Origin of the sequence: Burkholderia sp. BCC0506 (assembly GCF_902833145.1) — a bacterium.
Taxonomy (GTDB): Bacteria; Pseudomonadota; Gammaproteobacteria; order Burkholderiales; family Burkholderiaceae; genus Burkholderia.
Map to the genome: position 1 here is coordinate 272,824 of NZ_CADFEN010000005.1, position 16,026 is coordinate 288,849.

At 67.7% G+C, this 16,026-nt stretch carries 16 protein-coding genes; 8 read left to right on the forward strand and 8 right to left on the reverse strand.

Features of this window, described 5'->3' with window-relative positions; all coding sequences use genetic code 11:
- Positions 1-413: 413 nt before the first annotated feature.
- The gene (locus HWX62_RS13780) at positions 414-1,256 is read left to right on the forward strand and encodes a lysozyme inhibitor LprI family protein (RefSeq protein ID WP_175929073.1); all 843 of its coding nucleotides are present in this window, start codon (positions 414-416) and stop codon (positions 1,254-1,256) included.
- Positions 1,257-1,367: 111 nt separating this feature from the next.
- On the opposite strand, the gene HWX62_RS13785 is transcribed toward HWX62_RS13780, so the two are convergent.
- The 4 genes from HWX62_RS13785 to HWX62_RS13800 form a co-directional block, all read right to left on the reverse strand.
- Complete coding sequence (locus HWX62_RS13785; RefSeq protein WP_175929074.1) at positions 1,368-1,622, reverse strand: hypothetical protein; 255 nt, start codon at positions 1,620-1,622, stop codon at positions 1,368-1,370.
- A gap of 256 nt (positions 1,623-1,878) precedes the next feature.
- Positions 1,879-3,225 carry a pitrilysin family protein gene (locus HWX62_RS13790; RefSeq protein ID WP_175929075.1) on the reverse strand — a complete coding sequence of 449 codons (1,347 nt, stop codon included), beginning with the start codon at positions 3,223-3,225 and terminating at the stop codon, positions 1,879-1,881.
- A complete protein-coding gene (locus tag HWX62_RS13795; RefSeq protein ID WP_175929076.1) occupies positions 3,222-4,586 on the reverse strand; it encodes a pitrilysin family protein in 1,365 nt (454 codons plus the stop codon). The genes HWX62_RS13790 and HWX62_RS13795 overlap by 4 nt, the downstream gene beginning before the upstream one ends.
- Positions 4,568-5,056 carry a hypothetical protein gene (locus HWX62_RS13800; protein WP_175929077.1) on the reverse strand — a complete coding sequence of 163 codons (489 nt, stop codon included), beginning with the start codon at positions 5,054-5,056 and terminating at the stop codon, positions 4,568-4,570. Before HWX62_RS13800 ends, HWX62_RS13795 begins: the two co-directional genes overlap by 19 nt.
- 519 nt (positions 5,057-5,575) lie before the next feature.
- On the opposite strand from HWX62_RS13800, the gene rimO reads away from it, so the two are divergent.
- From rimO to HWX62_RS13820, 4 genes are all read left to right on the forward strand, one after another.
- Complete coding sequence (gene rimO, locus HWX62_RS13805; RefSeq protein WP_175929078.1) at positions 5,576-6,937, forward strand: 30S ribosomal protein S12 methylthiotransferase RimO; 1,362 nt, start codon at positions 5,576-5,578, stop codon at positions 6,935-6,937.
- 3 nt (positions 6,938-6,940) lie between these two features.
- Entirely contained in the window at positions 6,941-7,867 is a 927-nt protein-coding gene (locus HWX62_RS13810) for a sugar kinase (RefSeq protein ID WP_175929079.1), read from the forward strand.
- Positions 7,868-7,986: 119 nt separating this feature from the next.
- Positions 7,987-8,529 carry a hypothetical protein gene (locus HWX62_RS13815; RefSeq protein WP_175929080.1) on the forward strand — a complete coding sequence of 181 codons (543 nt, stop codon included), beginning with the start codon at positions 7,987-7,989 and terminating at the stop codon, positions 8,527-8,529.
- 113 nt (positions 8,530-8,642) lie between these two features.
- Entirely contained in the window at positions 8,643-9,824 is a 1,182-nt protein-coding gene (locus tag HWX62_RS13820; protein ID WP_175929081.1) for a cystathionine beta-lyase, read from the forward strand.
- A gap of 84 nt (positions 9,825-9,908) precedes the next feature.
- On the opposite strand, the gene serB is transcribed toward HWX62_RS13820, so the two are convergent.
- Positions 9,909-10,754, reverse strand: a complete 846-nt coding sequence (gene serB, locus HWX62_RS13825) for a phosphoserine phosphatase SerB (RefSeq protein ID WP_175929082.1) — start codon at positions 10,752-10,754, stop codon at positions 9,909-9,911.
- Between the two features lie 166 nt (positions 10,755-10,920).
- Entirely contained in the window at positions 10,921-11,871 is a 951-nt protein-coding gene (locus HWX62_RS13830) for a LysR family transcriptional regulator (protein ID WP_175929083.1), read from the reverse strand.
- Between the two features lie 124 nt (positions 11,872-11,995).
- Between HWX62_RS13830 and HWX62_RS13835 the strand changes: the two genes are divergently transcribed.
- The 3 genes from HWX62_RS13835 to HWX62_RS13845 all read left to right on the forward strand — a co-directional run bounded on the left by HWX62_RS13835 (position 11,996) and on the right by HWX62_RS13845 (position 14,426).
- Complete coding sequence (locus tag HWX62_RS13835) at positions 11,996-13,012, forward strand: zinc-binding alcohol dehydrogenase family protein (RefSeq protein ID WP_175929084.1); 1,017 nt, start codon at positions 11,996-11,998, stop codon at positions 13,010-13,012.
- Positions 13,013-13,177: 165 nt separating this feature from the next.
- Positions 13,178-13,729, forward strand: a complete 552-nt coding sequence (locus HWX62_RS13840) for a DUF6013 family protein (RefSeq protein ID WP_175929085.1) — start codon at positions 13,178-13,180, stop codon at positions 13,727-13,729.
- A gap of 223 nt (positions 13,730-13,952) precedes the next feature.
- The gene (locus HWX62_RS13845) at positions 13,953-14,426 is read left to right on the forward strand and encodes a PliI family lysozyme inhibitor of I-type lysozyme (protein WP_175929086.1); all 474 of its coding nucleotides are present in this window, start codon (positions 13,953-13,955) and stop codon (positions 14,424-14,426) included.
- 30 nt (positions 14,427-14,456) lie between these two features.
- Here the strand turns inward: HWX62_RS13845 and fetB are convergent, their stop codons facing one another.
- Both fetB and HWX62_RS13855 read right to left on the reverse strand, forming a co-directional pair.
- Positions 14,457-15,260, reverse strand: coding sequence for an iron export ABC transporter permease subunit FetB (fetB, locus tag HWX62_RS13850; RefSeq protein WP_175929087.1), 804 nt, complete (start codon positions 15,258-15,260; stop codon positions 14,457-14,459).
- Complete coding sequence (locus tag HWX62_RS13855; RefSeq protein WP_175929088.1) at positions 15,257-15,958, reverse strand: ATP-binding cassette domain-containing protein; 702 nt, start codon at positions 15,956-15,958, stop codon at positions 15,257-15,259. The genes fetB and HWX62_RS13855 overlap by 4 nt, the downstream gene beginning before the upstream one ends.
- Positions 15,959-16,026: the final 68 nt, after the last annotated feature.

The following is a 16,026-nucleotide window of genomic DNA, read 5'->3' on the forward strand; positions in this document are numbered from 1 at the left end:
AGGCCGGCCATGGCGGCGCGCGCTGCCGGGCGCCGGCGCCGCGAAGCGGGGCAGCCGGTCGCCGTCGTGCGGTCGGCCACGACGATGTGCGGCTGCCGCCTGCCGGAAGCGATCGCCGGCGGTCGTCCAGGATCGTCCGCGCCGAATGCCCGTGCCCCGTATGCGCGGGCGTCGCCGTTGCCCAGTCGACCGAGATCCAGTCCATACGAATGACAGCCGGGACGCGCCGCGCCGGATGATGCGCGTTCGCGCCCGCGCGGGTGCTTGGCCTGTCGTACCATGAGCGGCGCTGCACGGCGATGCGTGGAAGCCGCTCATGGCGAAACGCGCCAGCGGTGCCCGCGCACGGAAGAGATGTGCGATGCCGCGTCGATGTGGGGCGGCCGAGAAAAACAAACCGACTGAGAGAAAGCATGCGAGGGATTCGAACGGCATCGACCGGCAGGCCGGCCGGTCTTGCTGCGATGTTCATGATGGGCGTCTGCCTGGCTTCGCCGGGCTTTGCGATGGATTGCGCGAAAGCCGTCCAGCCGATCGAGAAGCGCATTTGCGCGAACCCCGCGTTGCGCGCGGCCGATACGCGGATGAATGCGGCCTATGCGGGCGCGCTGAAGGCCGCGCCGGACATCGCCATCCGCGACATGCTGGTGCGCAGCCAGCGCCGCTGGCTCGATGCGCGCAACAAACGGCTCGACACCGATTACGACGGCCATCGGCTGGCCGTCGACGAAGTGCGCAAGGCCCTCGATCGGCGCACCGCCGTGCTGGCCGACCGGTCGGGTGACGGGCTGATCGCACGCGCGCTGGCCGAGCGGCAATGGCTCGCGAAATTCAGCGGCGGGCCGCTTGCCGGCTTCGATGCAAACTGCGATTTCATCCCCGACGATGCGCGCGGCGCGCATGTTTCCTATGCGTGTTTCGGTGCGATTCACGTGCAGCATCATGCGCGGGTGTGCAGCCAGAGCGAGGACTGGGCGACCGGCGCGGTCTATCAGTACCGTCTGGTCAGTGCAGCCGACGGCGGCAAGGTGCGTCCGGTGGCGTTCTGCGAAGCGCAAGGCGCGCATGCATGCGACAGCGGCAGCGCGCAGGCCGGATGGGTGCGCGCCGCGGCGTCCGGCGGCGAGAACCGCCCGCCCGCGCCGGTGACGGGGCTGCCGCTACTCGACGCCGAGTTGTGGCCGCTCGGCGATGGCAGCGATGCGGCGTGGTTCGATCGGTGTCTGAAGGCGCCGGTGTTTCCGCAGGCGTATTGACGCGCCGCGTTCGCGGTTCGAGCAAGACCCGCCATCGCGAGCGGGTCTTTCATTGCGTCGGCAGGGATTGCGCACGCGGCCTGTCGCAATCGCGGCGCGTCGAGCCGCGACTCAGTGCGTCGGGCCGAAGTCCTGATCGTCGTCCGACGGCGGCAGGTCGAGCACGAGCTTGACGGCGCTGTAGTTGGCCTTGAGCGAGAACACGCGGCCGATCACGAGAAACGTCTGCCGGGAATTTTCGAGTTCGACGAAGTCGCCCGGTTGCGGCACGTGCGCGCCCTGGTCGTAGGAAAAGCTGGTGCTGGTCTGTTCGCCGATGGCTTCGGCGGCGTGTTCGGTGAATTCGATCGTGAGGTGGGTGGTCATGCGAGCCCCGTCATGGGTGAAGTGAAGCGGTTGGAGCTCCCGATTCTCGCATAATGGCGACTCGCGCCCGGCGCGATCGTCGTGTTCTGCTGGTTGCCGATCGTGCTGGCCCGCGGAGCGCCGGCTCACTCGAGTACGCACGCGTCGAGGGTTTCCCGCGAGCGCTGCCGCGAACCGCCTTCTGGAGATGCGCGGCAGTGCGACGGCAGCGGCCCGGCCGAAGCCGGGCGGGGCGCGGAACGAAGCGAGGCGGCGGTTATTTCTCCGCAAACGTGCCCGCTTCCACCAATGTCATCTTGGCGGGGTCCAGGTACGTGCGGATGGCGGTGTTGACCTGCCCGACGGTCAACGCGCGGACGCGCTCGGGATAGGTGTCCAGGTCACTCAGCGGGCGGTCCTGGAGCACCGTCTGGGCGATCATGGCGGCCATCTGCCCGGTGGTTTCCATGGCGATTTGATGGCGGCCGATCATGCCGTCCTTGCGTGCATCCAGTTCCGTTTGGGTAACGCCCTGTTTCCACCAGGCATCCAGAATCCGCCGCGTGCTGGCGACGCCCTTGTCGAGCAGGGGCGGGGCGAAGCTGCTGGTGATGACGAATCCGCCTTCCATCAGGGAGAGCCCGGACAGGCCGGCACGGATGCCGTAGGTCAGGCCTTCCTTGTCGCGGACCCCTGCCATCAACCGGCCGGTGAAGCCGTTGCCCAGGATGTTGACGGCCGCGCTGAGGGGCAGATAGTCGGCATCGTTGGCGCGCAGGTCGATGGCCTGACCCAGCATCACGCTGACGGATTCCTTGTCCCCCATGGCGATGCGCTGCGTGTCGGGCCGGCTTGCCTTGCGTGGCGGGCCCTGTCGCACAAGCGCCTGGCCCCCGCTCCAGCCCGCGAAGGCTTCGGTCACCATGGACTGCAGGTGGCGAGGGTCCGCGCCGCCGACCACGACCAGCGTCATGTGCGCGGGCCCGTAATAGGCGTGATGAAAGGCCTTGATGTCGTCCAGCGTGGCCGCGGCGATGGCCTCGAGCATCCGTTCGCGCGGCACCGGTGCGTTGAGGTGCGCAGCGGGGTAGATGGACCGATGTAGCGCCTCGGTGGCCCGGACCGACGGGTTTTCTCCGGCGTTACGGACCGCGGCCTCCAGCCGGCTCTTGGCCTTGGCCAGTTCCTCCGGCTTGAAGGCCGGCAGGCGCAACTGCTCGGCCATCAGGTCGATCAGCGTCGGCAAATCCTTGGTCAGGCTTTGGCCGTGTATGCCGACATAGCCGCCGTCGGTCTGGAACGACAACTGAGCGCCGAGGCTTTCCAGCAGCGCGGAGATCGCCATCTTGTCGCGACGGGTGCTGCCCTCCTGTAGCAACATGCCCGTCAGCAACGGCACCGCGGGGTTGGTCGCCTTGCTGACCGTGTCGGCATCGCCCAGGGGCATCACCCCGGCGACGGACACCATTTCCTGCGGCGACATCGAATAGGTCAATAGCGCGATGCTGCCGGCCTGGGAGCGCACGACGCGGTCGGCTATGCCTGCCTGAGCTGCAACGGGCAGGCATAGCACGGCGAACCACACGAACCACGTCCGCAGATGGTTGAAACGAACAGGCTTCATGAGGATTTCTCCGGGACGAACCAGCCGGTGGTGCTCTGGTTTTCAACGAGGTACTTGCGGGCTACGCGCTGCACATCGGCGGGCGTCACCTTTTCCAGTTCTTCGAGCTCGGTGACGAACAGTGTCCAGTCGCCCAGCGCGACCGCGTTGCCCAATCGGGCGGACGTCAAGCGGACGCCGTCGCGCTGGTAGACCTGATCGGCTCGGTAAGGGCCCAGCACCCGCTGGATATCCTCGCGACTGACGCCCTCGGTCTTGATCCGTTCCAGTTCGGTCCAGGCGATTTTCTCGGCCTGCTCGTGTTTCGCGTCGGGTGGCAGGCTGACCGTCACCACGAACGGACCGGGATCGCGCAGCGCATGGAAGCTGGCGCCGGCTTGAGTGGCAACCGTGGTGTCGACCAGTGCGCGATACAGCCGGCTGCTCTTGCCCTGGCTCAATACCAGGCCCAGTACGGTCAGGGCAGCCGCATCGGGGTCAAGCGCGCGCGGCCCCTTGAAGGCGATGATCAGATTGCCCGTTGCGCCCGCGCGTTTGAGCACCAGCCTTCGCGGCCCCTGCTGCGGCGGCTCTTCGGTCGTGACAATTGGAATGGGCTTGGGTGCGCGCGGAATGCCGCCGTAATACTGCCTGATCCACCCCAACGCCTGGTCCGGCCTGAAATCGCCGACCAGGATGACGGTGGCGTTGTCCGGCCAGTAGAAGGTGTCGTAGAAACGGCGCAGCTTGTCCACGCTCGCATGCTCGATGTCGCTACGCCAGCCGATGGTGGGATGGTGATAGGGGTGTGCCTGGTAAGCCGTGGCCATGACTTGCCGGAACAAGGCGGAGAAAGGACTGTTCTCGCCTCGCTCGTACTCGTTGCGTACCACCGTCATCTCGCTGGCCAGGTCTTCCGGGCGCAGCAGGAGGTTGCGCATGCGGTCGGCCTCGATGGCGATGTAGCCTTCCAGCGCATCGCGACCGAGCGTGCCGAAGTAGTTGGTGCGATCCATCGAGGTGGTTGCGTTGAAGTTCGCGCCCACTCGCTCCATGTAGCTGTTCAGTGAATTGCCGAGCGCCTTGTTGTAGTACCGGCTGCCCTTGAACATCAGGTGCTCGAGCAGGTGAGTGTCACCGGTCGTGCCGGCGGCTTCGTTGCGTGAACCCACCTGGTACAACACCTGGAAACTGACCACCGTCGCGGCGGGATCGGGCACGGCAAGCACGGTGAGGCCGTTGGCATCCAGGCGGTATTCGTCGATACCGCCGAGGGAGCGCACGTGGGTAAAGCCCGGTACCTCGACGGGCTGGCCAATCGCCGTGCCCGCAATCAACGGGCACAGCGAGAGCCAGGTGCATATCAAACGTCGTACTGACATGGAGCGTCCTTTTGTGCAGGTGGGATGAACGCGGAAGATCGGGCGCCGGCTCGGCGGTCAGTTGACTGCGATGCGTCGAGCGCGGCGAACGTGAAGTTTTTCATATTCTCCGATGCATGCTGACCGATGGCGCGTGGCGGAGACATCCCCGCCGTGATGCGCCCATCGACGGCCGTACGTTGCCTGACCGTCGACGCGTAGCGACAGACGGCGCGATCCCCTTTGAACGTGCAGGTCACCTGAAAGCGATTGTCGGGCTTGGACTTCTTCCGTGGTGCATCGTCCTTGGGTTTGCCGGCAAGCAACGTCGGCAGGAAACCGTTCGACGCTGACGCACCGGCGGAGAACCGGGACTCGCCGACCGTGCCTCCGCGGAGCGTGACGGCAGTGGAGTCGGCGTTCATCGAGCTCGGTATGGCGACCAACAGCGCAAGTCGGCGCGCGAGCGCGCACAAGGTGACGACCTTCATTCGGCATCCCGTTTCAGGGTAAAGGGTGGTCGACGCGCGACCGCAATCGATATGCTTTGGACGGACCGACGTCGCGACATCGAAGACAATGCGGCCTCGTGGCGAGCTGATGGGCCAGATTCGACCGATGCGGCAATGCAGCTGGGGCAGGGAGGCTCATGCGCGATGTTACTTTGCGCCCCATTATCGTGAAATGAGACGAGTTCGAATGTTTGGGTAAAACCGGCGCATTCGTCGGCTGGACTCGGCCATGAAGGATCGATCTGTAGCACGACAACGGCGCCGCGAGGCGCCGTTATTTTTTATTCGATCGTCGTGCTGGGAGGGGCGCGTAAGTGACTCTGACCCAGAATTAGTCCCCGAGTGATAGGGATGCATCAAACTCCACCTCGTTGTCGGCTTCCCAGCCGGCAGCGTACTCGAACTGCCGATCGCCGCTGCCGCCAGCCGCTCATTTTGGCTCGCCGTCCCTAAATCGCTGTAAACTCACGCTTTTGCTGCCACGCCCCCACACTCCAGATGTCCCAATCCCCCAAAGTAGGGTTCGTATCCCTCGGGTGCCCGAAAGCGCTCGTCGACTCCGAACAGATCATCACGCAGCTGCGCGCCGAAGGTTATGAAATTTCCGGCACCTACGACGGCGCCGACCTCGTCGTCGTGAATACCTGCGGCTTCATCGACGAAGCCGTGCAGGAAAGCCTCGACGCGATCGGCGAAGCGCTGACCGAGAACGGCAAGGTGATCGTCACCGGCTGCCTCGGCGCGAAGTCGAGCGCGAGCGGCTCGAACCTGATCGAGGAAGTCCATCCGAAGGTGCTCGCCGTCACCGGCCCGCACGCGGTGGGCGAAGTGATGCAGGCCGTGCATTCGCACCTGCCGAAGCCGCACGACCCGTTCGTCGATCTCGTGCCCGCGGCCGGCATCAAGCTCACGCCGCGTCACTACGCTTACCTGAAGATCTCCGAAGGCTGCAACCACCGCTGCACGTTCTGCATCATCCCGTCGATGCGCGGCGATCTGGTATCGCGTCCGGTCGCCGAAGTGATGCTGGAAGCCGAGAACCTGTTCAAGTCGGGCGTGAAGGAACTGCTCGTGATCTCGCAGGACACGAGCGCATACGGCGTCGACGTGAAGTACCGCACGGGCTTCTGGAACGGCAAGCCGATCAAGACGCGCATGACCGACCTGGTCGCCGCGCTCGGCGAACTCGCCGCGCAGTACGGCGCGTGGGTGCGCCTGCACTACGTGTATCCGTATCCGAGCGTCGACGAAGTGATCCCGCTGATGGCCGACGGTCCGTTCAAGGGCCACGTGCTGCCGTATCTCGACGTACCGTTCCAGCATGCGCACCCGGACGTGCTCAAGCGCATGAAGCGTCCGGCGAACGCCGAGAAGGTGCTCGAGCGCGTGCAGAAGTGGCGCGAGATCTGCCCGGACCTGACGATCCGCAGTACGTTCATCGCGGGCTTCCCGGGCGAGACGGAAGAGCAGTTCGAAACGCTGCTCGACTTCGTTCGCGAGGCGGAACTCGATCGCGTCGGCTGTTTCGCGTATTCGCCGGTCGAAGGCGCGAGCGCGAACGACCTGGACGGCGCGCTGCCGGACGAGGTTCGCGAGGAACGCCGCGCGCGCTTCATGGAAGTGGCCGAGGAAGTGTCGGCGAACCGCATGCAGCGCAAGGTCGGCAAGACGCTCAAGGTGCTGATCGACGAAGTCGGCGAAGAAGGCGGCATCGGCCGTACGGCAGCCGACGCACCGGAGATCGACGGCGTCGTCTACGTCGAGCCGGCGACGAAGGCATCGAAGCGCTACAAGGTCGGCGATTTCGTCTCCGTGAAGATCACGGGCGCGGACGGCCACGATCTGTGGGGCGAGGTGTAAGCGATGGCCGGCGCGTTTCCGGAGATCCTCGCGCTCGGCGAGGCGATGATCGAATTCAACCAGTCGCAGCCGGGGCGTCCTGAATTCCTGCAGGGCTTCGGCGGCGACACGTCGAACTTCTGCATCGCGGCGGCGCGCCAGGGCGCGTCGACGGGCTTCGTGTCGGCGATCGGCGACGATCCGTTCGGCCGCCTGCTCGCCGCGATGTGGCAAGCGGAGCAGGTCGACACCACGTACGTGCGGATCGACCGCACGGCGCCGACCGGCGTGTATTTCGTCACGCACGGCGCCGACGGCCACCAGTTCGACTATCTGCGCGCGGGGTCGGCCGCGAGCCGCTATGCGACGGGCGACCTCCCGCTCGACGCGCTTGCCGCCGCGAAGGCCGTGCACCTGTCGGGCATCAGCCTTGCGATCAGCACCGCCGCGTGCGATGCGGCATTCGCGGCGATCGACCATGCGCGTCGCAACGGCGCGAAGGTCAGCTTCGACACGAACCTGCGCCTGAAGCTGTGGCCGCTGCCCCGTGCCCGTGCGGTGATGCGCGAGGCGCTGCGCCAGACCGACATCTGCCTGCCGAGCTGGGACGACGTCACGGCGCTCACGGGCGCGAACGATCGCGACGCGATCGTCGACGCGATGCTCGAGCACGGGCCGCAGGTCGTCGCGCTGAAGCTCGGCAAGGACGGCGCGTATGTCGCGACGCCGAACGAGCGGCGCGTCGTGCCGGGCTTCGCGGTCGAGGCGGTCGACGCGACCGGCGCGGGTGACTGCTTCGGCGGCGCGTTCGTCGCGCGGATCGTCGCGGGCGACGATCCGTTCGCGGCCGCGCGTTATGCGAACGCGGCGGCGGCGTTGTCGACGACCGGTTACGGCGCGGTCGCGCCGATTCCGCACCGCGATGCGGTGGAACGACTGATCCAGGGCTGACGCGACACGCGCACGCCGACGCAGTCGCCGCGCAGGTTTGCGCGGCCACGCAGGAGCCGGGTCCCGACCCGGCACGGCCCGCGATTGTCGGGCGACACTGAAGCAAGGAGCGACACAAGGTGGGGCGATATTCGGAATGGCAACGGGCGCTCGTCGTCGCCGGTGCGCTGGTAGCGGGCATCGCGATGCCGACGGTGGTCGCGGCGCAGGCGGTCGCACCGGGCGTGCAGCAGGATGAGCCGGCGCCGGCGCGGCCGCTGAAGCCGAACCCCGAGTTCGCCCGCCTGCCGCGCTACGAAGGCACGCTCGGCGATCGGCCGATCGTCGTGCATCTCGGCCCGAAGACGGACGAGGAAGGCGTGCACGGCGAATACCAGTTCGCCGACACGGGCGAGGTCGTGCTGCTCGCGGGCGACCGCGACGGCGATACGCTCGAGATCGAGGAGTCGAACGACGGCACGAACATCACCGGCGTGTGGATCGGCCGCTTCGACGCGACGGGCGACCTGAAGGCCGACCGGATGAATTCGGACGAGTCGGATCCGCAGCCGGTCGTGCTGCATCTGGCGCCGGGCAAGCGCGCGGCGCTGCAGGTGCGCGACGGCCGCGTGCGCGAAATCGAGACGGTGGGCGGCGTCGTCAACCTGCGCACCAACGACTGAGCGCGTGCTGGCTCGGCGTGCGCGGCGCGCATTGTACCGGGCCAACCGCGCCGATTTTGGCTACTCTAACGACATATTCCGCAACCGAACGGCCTCGTGCCCGGCTCCCCGTCATGACTGCATCCACTTCCAAGCGCGCGCTGCAAACCCGCATCGTTCAACCCGACGACGTCATTCCGGAAGGCTTCCGGTCGTTCGTGCCGCCGGTCGCGCGCGCGTCGACGGTCGTGTTCCCCGATCTCGCGACGATGCGCGCGCTGGTCTGGCACGACGACAACCAGTGGCGCTACGGGCTGCACGCGACACCGACGTCGCTCGCGCTCGCGCAGCGGCTCGCCGAGATCGAGGGCGGCACGCACGCGCTGCTGCAGCCGTCGGGCCTCGCGGCGATCATGAACGTCTACTTCGGGATCGTGAAGGCGGGCGACGACGTGCTGATTCCGCACAACGTGTACGGCCCGAACGCCGATTTCGGCAACTGGCTCGCGAAGGATTTCGGCATCACCGCGCGCTTCTACGATCCGCTGATCGGCGCCGGCATCGCCGAGCTGATCCAGCCCAACACGCGGCTGATCTGGATCGAGGCGCCCGGCTCGGTGACGATGGAAGTGCCCGACGTGCGGGCGATCGCGGCGGCCGCGAAGGCGCGCGGCGTCGTCACCGCGATCGACAACACCTTTTCGGCCGGGCTCGCGTTCAAGCCGTTCGAGCATGGCGTCGACATTTCCGTGCAGGCGCTGACCAAGTACCAGTCGGGCGGCAGCGACGTGCTGATGGGCGCGACGATCACCGCGAACGCGGAACTGCACGCGAAGCTGAAGCTCGCGCGGATGCGCTGCGGGATTGGCGTGTCGGTCGACGATTGCTCGCTCGTGCTGCGCAGCCTGCCGAGCATGCAGGTGCGCTTCGACGCGCACGGCAAGAGTGCGCTCGCGCTCGCGCAATGGCTGAAGGCGCGGCCGGAGATTGCAGCGGTGCTGCACCCGCAGCTCGCCGACTGCCCGGGCCACGCGTCGTTCATGCGCGACTTCACGGGAGCGGGCGGGCTGTTCTCGGTGGTGTTCGACGCGCGCTACAGCGCGGAGCAGGTCGACCGGTTCGTCGAGTCGCTCGAGCTGTTCGCGATCGGCTGGAGCTGGGGCGGCGCGTGCAGCCTCGCGATGCCTTACGACGTCGCGTCGATGCGCCCGGACTGGCCGCATCGCGGCACGCTGGTGCGTTTCTACGTCGGCCTGGAAGACGAAGCCGACCTGCGCGCGGACATCGAGCGCGCGATGCAGGCCGCACTCGGCTGATCGCAGGCCGGCAACGTCCGGGACAAAAACGAAACGCCGGCGCGATTCGATGTCGCCGGCGTTTTCATTGGCGGTGCCGCGAGATCAGAACAGCCGCAGCAGCCCGTCGAGGCCGACGTGGTCGAACGCGACGGTGGCCGCATCGCGCACGACGGGCTTCGCATGGAACGCGACCGACAGCCCGGCTTCGGCCATCATCTTCAGGTCGTTCGACCCGTCGCCCATCGCGATCGCGCGGCGCGGCTCGAGGCCGAGCGATGCGCACGTTTCGCGCAACAGGCGCGCCTTCACGTCGGCGTTGACGATCTCGCCGAGCACCTTGCCGGTGAGCTTGCCGTCGACGATCTCGAGCGTGTTCGCATGCGCGTAGTCGAGGCCGAGGCGGGCTTTCAGCCGCTCGGTGAAGAACGTGAAGCCGCCCGACACGAGCAGCGTCTTCATGCCGGCGGCCTTCACGCCGGCGAGCATCGTCTCGGCGCCCGGCGACAGTTGCAGCCGTTCTTCGTACACGCGCTCCAGCGCGTGCGCATCCAGCCCGGCCAGCAGCGCAACGCGGCGCGTGAGGCTTTCGTTGAAATCGCGGATCTCGCCGCGCATCGACGCTTCGGTGATCTCGGCGACCTGCGTTTTCAGTCCGCAGAAATCGGCGATTTCGTCGATGCACTCGATCGTGATCAGCGTCGAATCCATGTCCATCACGGCGAGCCCGAAATCGCCGAGCGTGAGGCCGGCCTCGACGAAGCCGAAGTCGAGCGCATGCGTGCCGCAGTACGCATCGATGTCGAGGCGCTGCGCGGTGCTCACGTTTTCGATGCGCAGCGCGTGATCGTCGGTTTGCACGACGCGGGTGCCGCGCGACAGCGCGAGCAGCGGTTTGTGATGGGCGTCCGACAGCGGCGCAAGACTCTGGATGACGAGATTGTGGGTCATGACGAGTGGTTGGGAGACGAATGAATGACGTGCGCGGCCCACGGGCGGCCGCTTGCGCGCGCGGGCCCCGTGCGGCCGCGGGCCGTTGCGTCGCGAACGCGCCATTGTAGCCGGTCGGCCGCGCCGGGCGGCCGGCGCCGGCGCGAAACCGTGCGCGCGGCGGCACTCACCCGTTCGCGCGATCCCAGTACGGCGGATCGCCGAAATGATCGGCGAGGAACGCGATGAACGCGAGCGTTTTCAGCGGCACGTGCGCGCGGCTCGGATAGACGGCCCAGATCGCGACGTCGTCCGCGAACGGATAGTCGTCGAGCACGGTGACGAGCGCGCCGCTCGCGAGCAGCGGGCCGACGTCCCAGGTCGACTTGATCGCGATCCCGAAGCCGTCGACGAGCGCTTCGCGGATCGCCTCGCCGTTGCTCGCGACGAGCCGGCCGCCGACCCGTACCGTGAGCGAACCTTGCGGCGTCGCGAACGACCAGTCGCGCTGGTCGCCGAGGATCACGCACTCGTGCTGCGTCAACTCGGCCGGATGGCGCGGCGTGCCGCGTTCGGCGAGATAGGCGGGCGAGCAGCACAGCACGCGGCGGTTGGTGGCGAGCTTGCGGGCGACGAGCGTCGAATCCTTCAGCGCGCCGAGGCGGATCGCGACGTCGTAGCCGTCGTCGACGAGGTCGACGATTTCGTCGGACAGCCGCAGATCGAGCGACACGGACGGATAGCGGCGCAGGAATGCGGGAATCACCGGCGCGACGTGCTGGCGGCCGAACGACGACGACATCGACACCTTCAGCCGGCCGTACGGCTCGCTGCGGCCGCGGCCGACCGAGGCCCGCGCGGCGTCGGCGGCGGCCAGCAACGCGTCGGCGCGCGCCATGAAGATTTCGCCGTCCTGCGTGAGGCTGATGCGGCGCGTGGTGCGGTGCAGCAGCCGCGCGCCGAGCTGGCGTTCGAGCTGCGCGATGCGCGCGCTCGCGACCGCCGCCGACACGCCGAATTCGCGCCCGGCCGCGCTGACGTTCGCGAGCAGCGCCGCGCGCACGAACAGCGCGACGTCGAACAGGTCGAGCGGCTTGTCGGGCGCCGAAATGGGACCAGACCTGGGATCGGACGTCATTATTCTGAAATTCCTGAAAATGTTTCAGGAAATATAGCGGTTTTCTCGAATGATCGGGTTGCCTACGATGGCACGCATGGAGGTTGCGCCGCAACCTGCCGGATTCCCTGAAAGGAGTATCGAGATGAAAGCCGTTGGATTGACCCGTTATCTGCCGATCGACGACCCGCAAGCGTTGCTCGACGTCGAGTTGCCGCAGCCCGTGCCGGGCCCGCGCGATCTGCTCGTGAAGGTCGAGGCGATTTCCGTGAACCCAGTCGACACCAAGGTACGTGCGCCGAAACCGCAGGTCGAGGAAACGCCGCGCGTGCTCGGCTGGGATGCGGCCGGCACGGTCGTCGCGGTCGGCGCCGACGTCACGTTGTTCCGGCCCGGCGACGAAGTGTTCTACGCGGGCAGCATCACGCGGCCCGGCGCGAACAGCGAATTCCATGCGGTCGACGAGCGGATCGCCGCGCTCAAGCCGCGCACGCTCGACTTCGCGGCGGCGGCCGCGCTGCCGCTCACCGCGCTGACCGCGTGGGAAGCGCTGTTCGACCGGCTGCGCGTGTCGCCGCAGGGCGCGGATGCCGGCAAGTCGGTGCTGATCATCGGCGGCGCGGGAGGCGTGGGCTCGATCGCGATCCAGCTCGCGAAGACGCTCGGCAAGCTGCACGTGATCGCGACCGCGTCGCGGCCGGCATCGGCCGAATGGGTGCGCGCGCTGGGCGCGGATGCGGTGGTCGACCACTTCGGCGACCTGCCGGCGCAGTTGCGCGAGGCCGGCCATCCGAATGTCGACTACGTGCTGATCTTCAACGATACCGACCATCATTTCCCGGCCGCCGCGGAAGTCGTCCGGCCGCAGGGCGGCATCTGCACGATCGTCGAGAACGCGAAGCCGGTGCCGGTCGAATTGCTGAAGGCGAAGAGCGCCGCGTTTCACTGGGAATTCATGTTCACGCGCGCGATGTTCGAGACGCCGGACATGATCGAGCAGCACCGGATCCTCGGCGAGGTCGCGCGGCTGATCGACGCCGGCACGCTGCGCACGACGCTCGGCGAACAGCTCGGCACGATCAACGCGGCGAACGTGCGGCGCGCGCATCAGATGCTCGAGGGCGGCCGCGCGATCGGCAAGCTCGTGCTGAGCGGCTTCTGACTTTTGAGCCGACCGCGTGCTTAAGATTGCGGCGCCGCGAACGCAAGCGGGGTAACACCCGATGCGTTTGCGGCGCATTGCATGCCGCTTGGCGGTAGACTGGCAACGCATCATGCATCTAAAACCGCGCGGCACGCGCGTGCCGCCGCATACAAGGAGGTCAGCATGAGCCAACGCAGCTTGTCAGTCGCCGCATCGTGGTCGGTCGTGTTCGCGGCGGCGTGCGTCAGCGCGAGCGTATTCGCGGCGCCGCCGGTCAAGGGCAGCTTGAAGGGCGGCGGTACCGGACAGCTCGAATACACGGTCAAGGTCGACTCGAAGACCTTCGGCAATACGCAGGAGACCCGCAAGATCCGCTCGGGCGAGACGGACGATTTCAACTGGAAGTCGGTGCCGCCGAGCGGCGCGGTCGCGATGCCGGACGGCTGTCCGAACGCCGACAACCTGCCGCGCGACGCGAACGGCGCGATGGTGCGGCAGACCCAGGTGCGGCTTGCGCCGTCGGTCGACGCAAAGGGTGTCGCCAACGTGCAGTTGAGCTTCCAGGCGGCCGCGCCGAAGGGCACGCGCAGCGTGACGGCCGGCGGCAAGTCGCTGCAGTGTCCGGACGTCGTGTCGGTGAGCCAGGTGAAGTGGGTGTCGATTCCGACCAACGGCGGGTCGAAGGCCGTGACGATGAGCGACGGTACCAAGGTCACGGTGTCGATCAAGCGTTGAGCGGCGCGCGGGGGCCGGCGTCTCGTCCGGTGCGCGCGCAACCGGTTCGGTTGGCGCAGCGAGCCGGGCGGCGCGCGAGCAGGTCGTGCCGCCGTTGCAATGCGTTCGGCCTTTTGCTTCCTGATGCGGTGCCACGGCTCACCGTGCAACCGTGCGGCGTGACGTCATGCGGGATGTCACGTTATGCTCGCCCGCATCCTTTCCTTCCGGTCATCCCGTCCCGATGAAACGTCGAATGCACGCGCTGCTGTCTGCCCTTGCGTTCGTCGCCGCGTACGCTCACGCGGCCGACGACTGCAGTTTCGTGAAGAAGGTCGAGCTGCCGTCACGGCAGCAGGTGGCGGTGATATCGAGCGGCGCGCTCGAACCGTGCTCGACCGGCAGCTACGCGGTGCGCGTGTATTCGACCGCGCACGCCGCCCCGGGCTTCGATACCGACGATTACGTGACGGGCGCGCTGCATGCGCGCGACGGCACGATCACCGATGCGTACACGGCCGACCTCGGCGCCCGCGCGCCGCAGGCGCTCGTCGTGACCACGCGCTCGGCCGGCAGCGGCGGGTACGTCGGCGCGCAGGCCTATGTGACGACGGCGCGCGCGGTGCGGCTGGTCGCATCGGTCGACGGGCTCGCGCCCGACGCGGACATCGCGGCCGCGCTTCGACAGGCGATCGGCAAGCGGCACGGCGTGTACTGAGCGCCACGGGTCGCCCGCCGCCGCCGCGCGTCAGTGCGTGCGCTCCTCGAGCCGCGACGCGAGAAAGCGGTGATCGGCCGAGAACAGCCGCCGATACGTCATCAGCACCGCGCCGACGGTGCCGAGCGCGGACGCCGCGGCGATGAGGAACATGATCACGATCTGGTAGCGCACGGCCTGCAGCGGCGACTGGCCGGCCAGCACCTGGCCCGTCATCATCCCCGGCAGGCTCACGACGCCGACCACCGCCATCTGGTTCAGCGTCGGCAGCATGCCCGCGCGCACGGCCTGGCGCGCGGCGTCCTGCGCGGCTTCCCAGCGCGTCGCGCCCAGTGCGAGCGCGGTTTCGACGCGATCGCGGCGCGCCGTGAGCTCTTCCATCATCCGCTCGACGCCGAGCGAGACGCCGGTCAGCGTATTGCCGAGAATCATCCCGAGGATCGGGATCGCGTATTGCGGCGCGAACCAGGGGTGGATGCGGATCACGACGAACAGGCCGACCGCCGCGACGAACCAGCTGCTGAACCAGATCGACGCGATGCTGTCGACGCGCTGGCCACGATACGTGCGCTTGCCGCGCCCCGCGCCGGCGAAACCGGCGATCAGCGTCATCAGCGCGGTGAGCGGCAGCACGACGTACCAGTGCGGATGGCCGAACACCCAGCCGAGCACGTAGCCGATCGCGAGCAACTGCACGACGGTGCGCACCGCGGCGAGCGCGAGCTTGCGCCCGAGGCCGAGCGACAGGGCCGCGGAGATCGCGCCGTTGACGGCGACGAGCGCGGCGGCGATGCCGACGTCGACGAGGCTCAGGTCCTGCAGTGCCGGGCTCATCGCGCAGCCTCCGTCGGGCTGGCCGCATGCAGGACGCCGGCCTGCATCACGCACTGCATCGTACCGATCCGCGCGGCCTGGGCCGGATCGTGCGAGATCCACATGTACGCGCGTGCGTCGGGCGCCGCGTCGAACCACGCACCGACCAGCGCTTCGATCGCGCGCGCCGATTCGGGATCGAGCGCGGAGGTCGGCTCGTCGAGCAGCAGCACGTCGGGATCGAGCTGCAGCACGCGCAGCAGCGCGGTGATCTGCGCTTCGCCGCCGGACAGGTCGCTCGCGCGCTTGTCGAGAAAACCGGCGCCGCGGCCGGCCCGCGCGGCGAGCGCTGCGGCGCGCGCGCGATCGAATGCGACGTCGCGATAGATCGCGAGCGAATACGGGTAGCGCAATTGCGATTCGACGGTGCCGTCCATCTGCGCGGGGCGCTGGCGGACATAGGCGACGCTGCGCCGGTAGCGCGGAATCGCATTGCGCCGGATCCGGCGGCCGCGCCACAGGAGCTGGCCGCCGTCGAGCGGATCGAGCAGCGCGAGCGCACGCAGCAGCACGCTCTTGCCCGACCCGGATGGCCCCGTGATAGCAATTCGCGATCCCGCGACGAGACTGAAATCGGTCGGGGCGAGCAGCGTCTTGCCGCTGCTGGCGTCACGCCGCGTGATGTGCTGCGCATCGATGAGGCCGGTGGGGGAGGTCATGTCACAAATGAAAAAAAGCGTTAATGGCGCCGAAAGGCCGCCGTGCCGTGCGTCATAATACCGATTGA

Excerpts from the sequence above, each read along its gene's own strand:
- HWX62_RS13780 (WP_175929073.1), top strand. The coding sequence starts at position 414 with ATGCGAGGGATTCGAACGGCATCGACCGGCAGGCCGGCCGGTCTTGCT.
- HWX62_RS13785 (WP_175929074.1), bottom strand. The coding sequence starts at position 1,622 with ATGACCACCCACCTCACGATCGAATTCACCGAACACGCCGCCGAAGCC.
- HWX62_RS13790 (WP_175929075.1), bottom strand. The coding sequence starts at position 3,225 with ATGAAGCCTGTTCGTTTCAACCATCTGCGGACGTGGTTCGTGTGGTTC.
- HWX62_RS13795 (WP_175929076.1), bottom strand. The coding sequence starts at position 4,586 with ATGTCAGTACGACGTTTGATATGCACCTGGCTCTCGCTGTGCCCGTTG.
- HWX62_RS13800 (WP_175929077.1), bottom strand. The coding sequence starts at position 5,056 with ATGAAGGTCGTCACCTTGTGCGCGCTCGCGCGCCGACTTGCGCTGTTG.
- rimO (WP_175929078.1), top strand. The coding sequence starts at position 5,576 with ATGTCCCAATCCCCCAAAGTAGGGTTCGTATCCCTCGGGTGCCCGAAA.
- HWX62_RS13810 (WP_175929079.1), top strand. The coding sequence starts at position 6,941 with ATGGCCGGCGCGTTTCCGGAGATCCTCGCGCTCGGCGAGGCGATGATC.
- HWX62_RS13820 (WP_175929081.1), top strand. The coding sequence starts at position 8,643 with ATGACTGCATCCACTTCCAAGCGCGCGCTGCAAACCCGCATCGTTCAA.
- serB (WP_175929082.1), bottom strand. The coding sequence starts at position 10,754 with ATGACCCACAATCTCGTCATCCAGAGTCTTGCGCCGCTGTCGGACGCC.
- HWX62_RS13830 (WP_175929083.1), bottom strand. The coding sequence starts at position 11,871 with ATGACGTCCGATCCCAGGTCTGGTCCCATTTCGGCGCCCGACAAGCCG.
- HWX62_RS13835 (WP_175929084.1), top strand. The coding sequence starts at position 11,996 with ATGAAAGCCGTTGGATTGACCCGTTATCTGCCGATCGACGACCCGCAA.
- HWX62_RS13840 (WP_175929085.1), top strand. The coding sequence starts at position 13,178 with ATGAGCCAACGCAGCTTGTCAGTCGCCGCATCGTGGTCGGTCGTGTTC.
- HWX62_RS13845 (WP_175929086.1), top strand. The coding sequence starts at position 13,953 with ATGAAACGTCGAATGCACGCGCTGCTGTCTGCCCTTGCGTTCGTCGCC.
- fetB (WP_175929087.1), bottom strand. The coding sequence starts at position 15,260 with ATGAGCCCGGCACTGCAGGACCTGAGCCTCGTCGACGTCGGCATCGCC.
- HWX62_RS13855 (WP_175929088.1), bottom strand. The coding sequence starts at position 15,958 with ATGACCTCCCCCACCGGCCTCATCGATGCGCAGCACATCACGCGGCGT.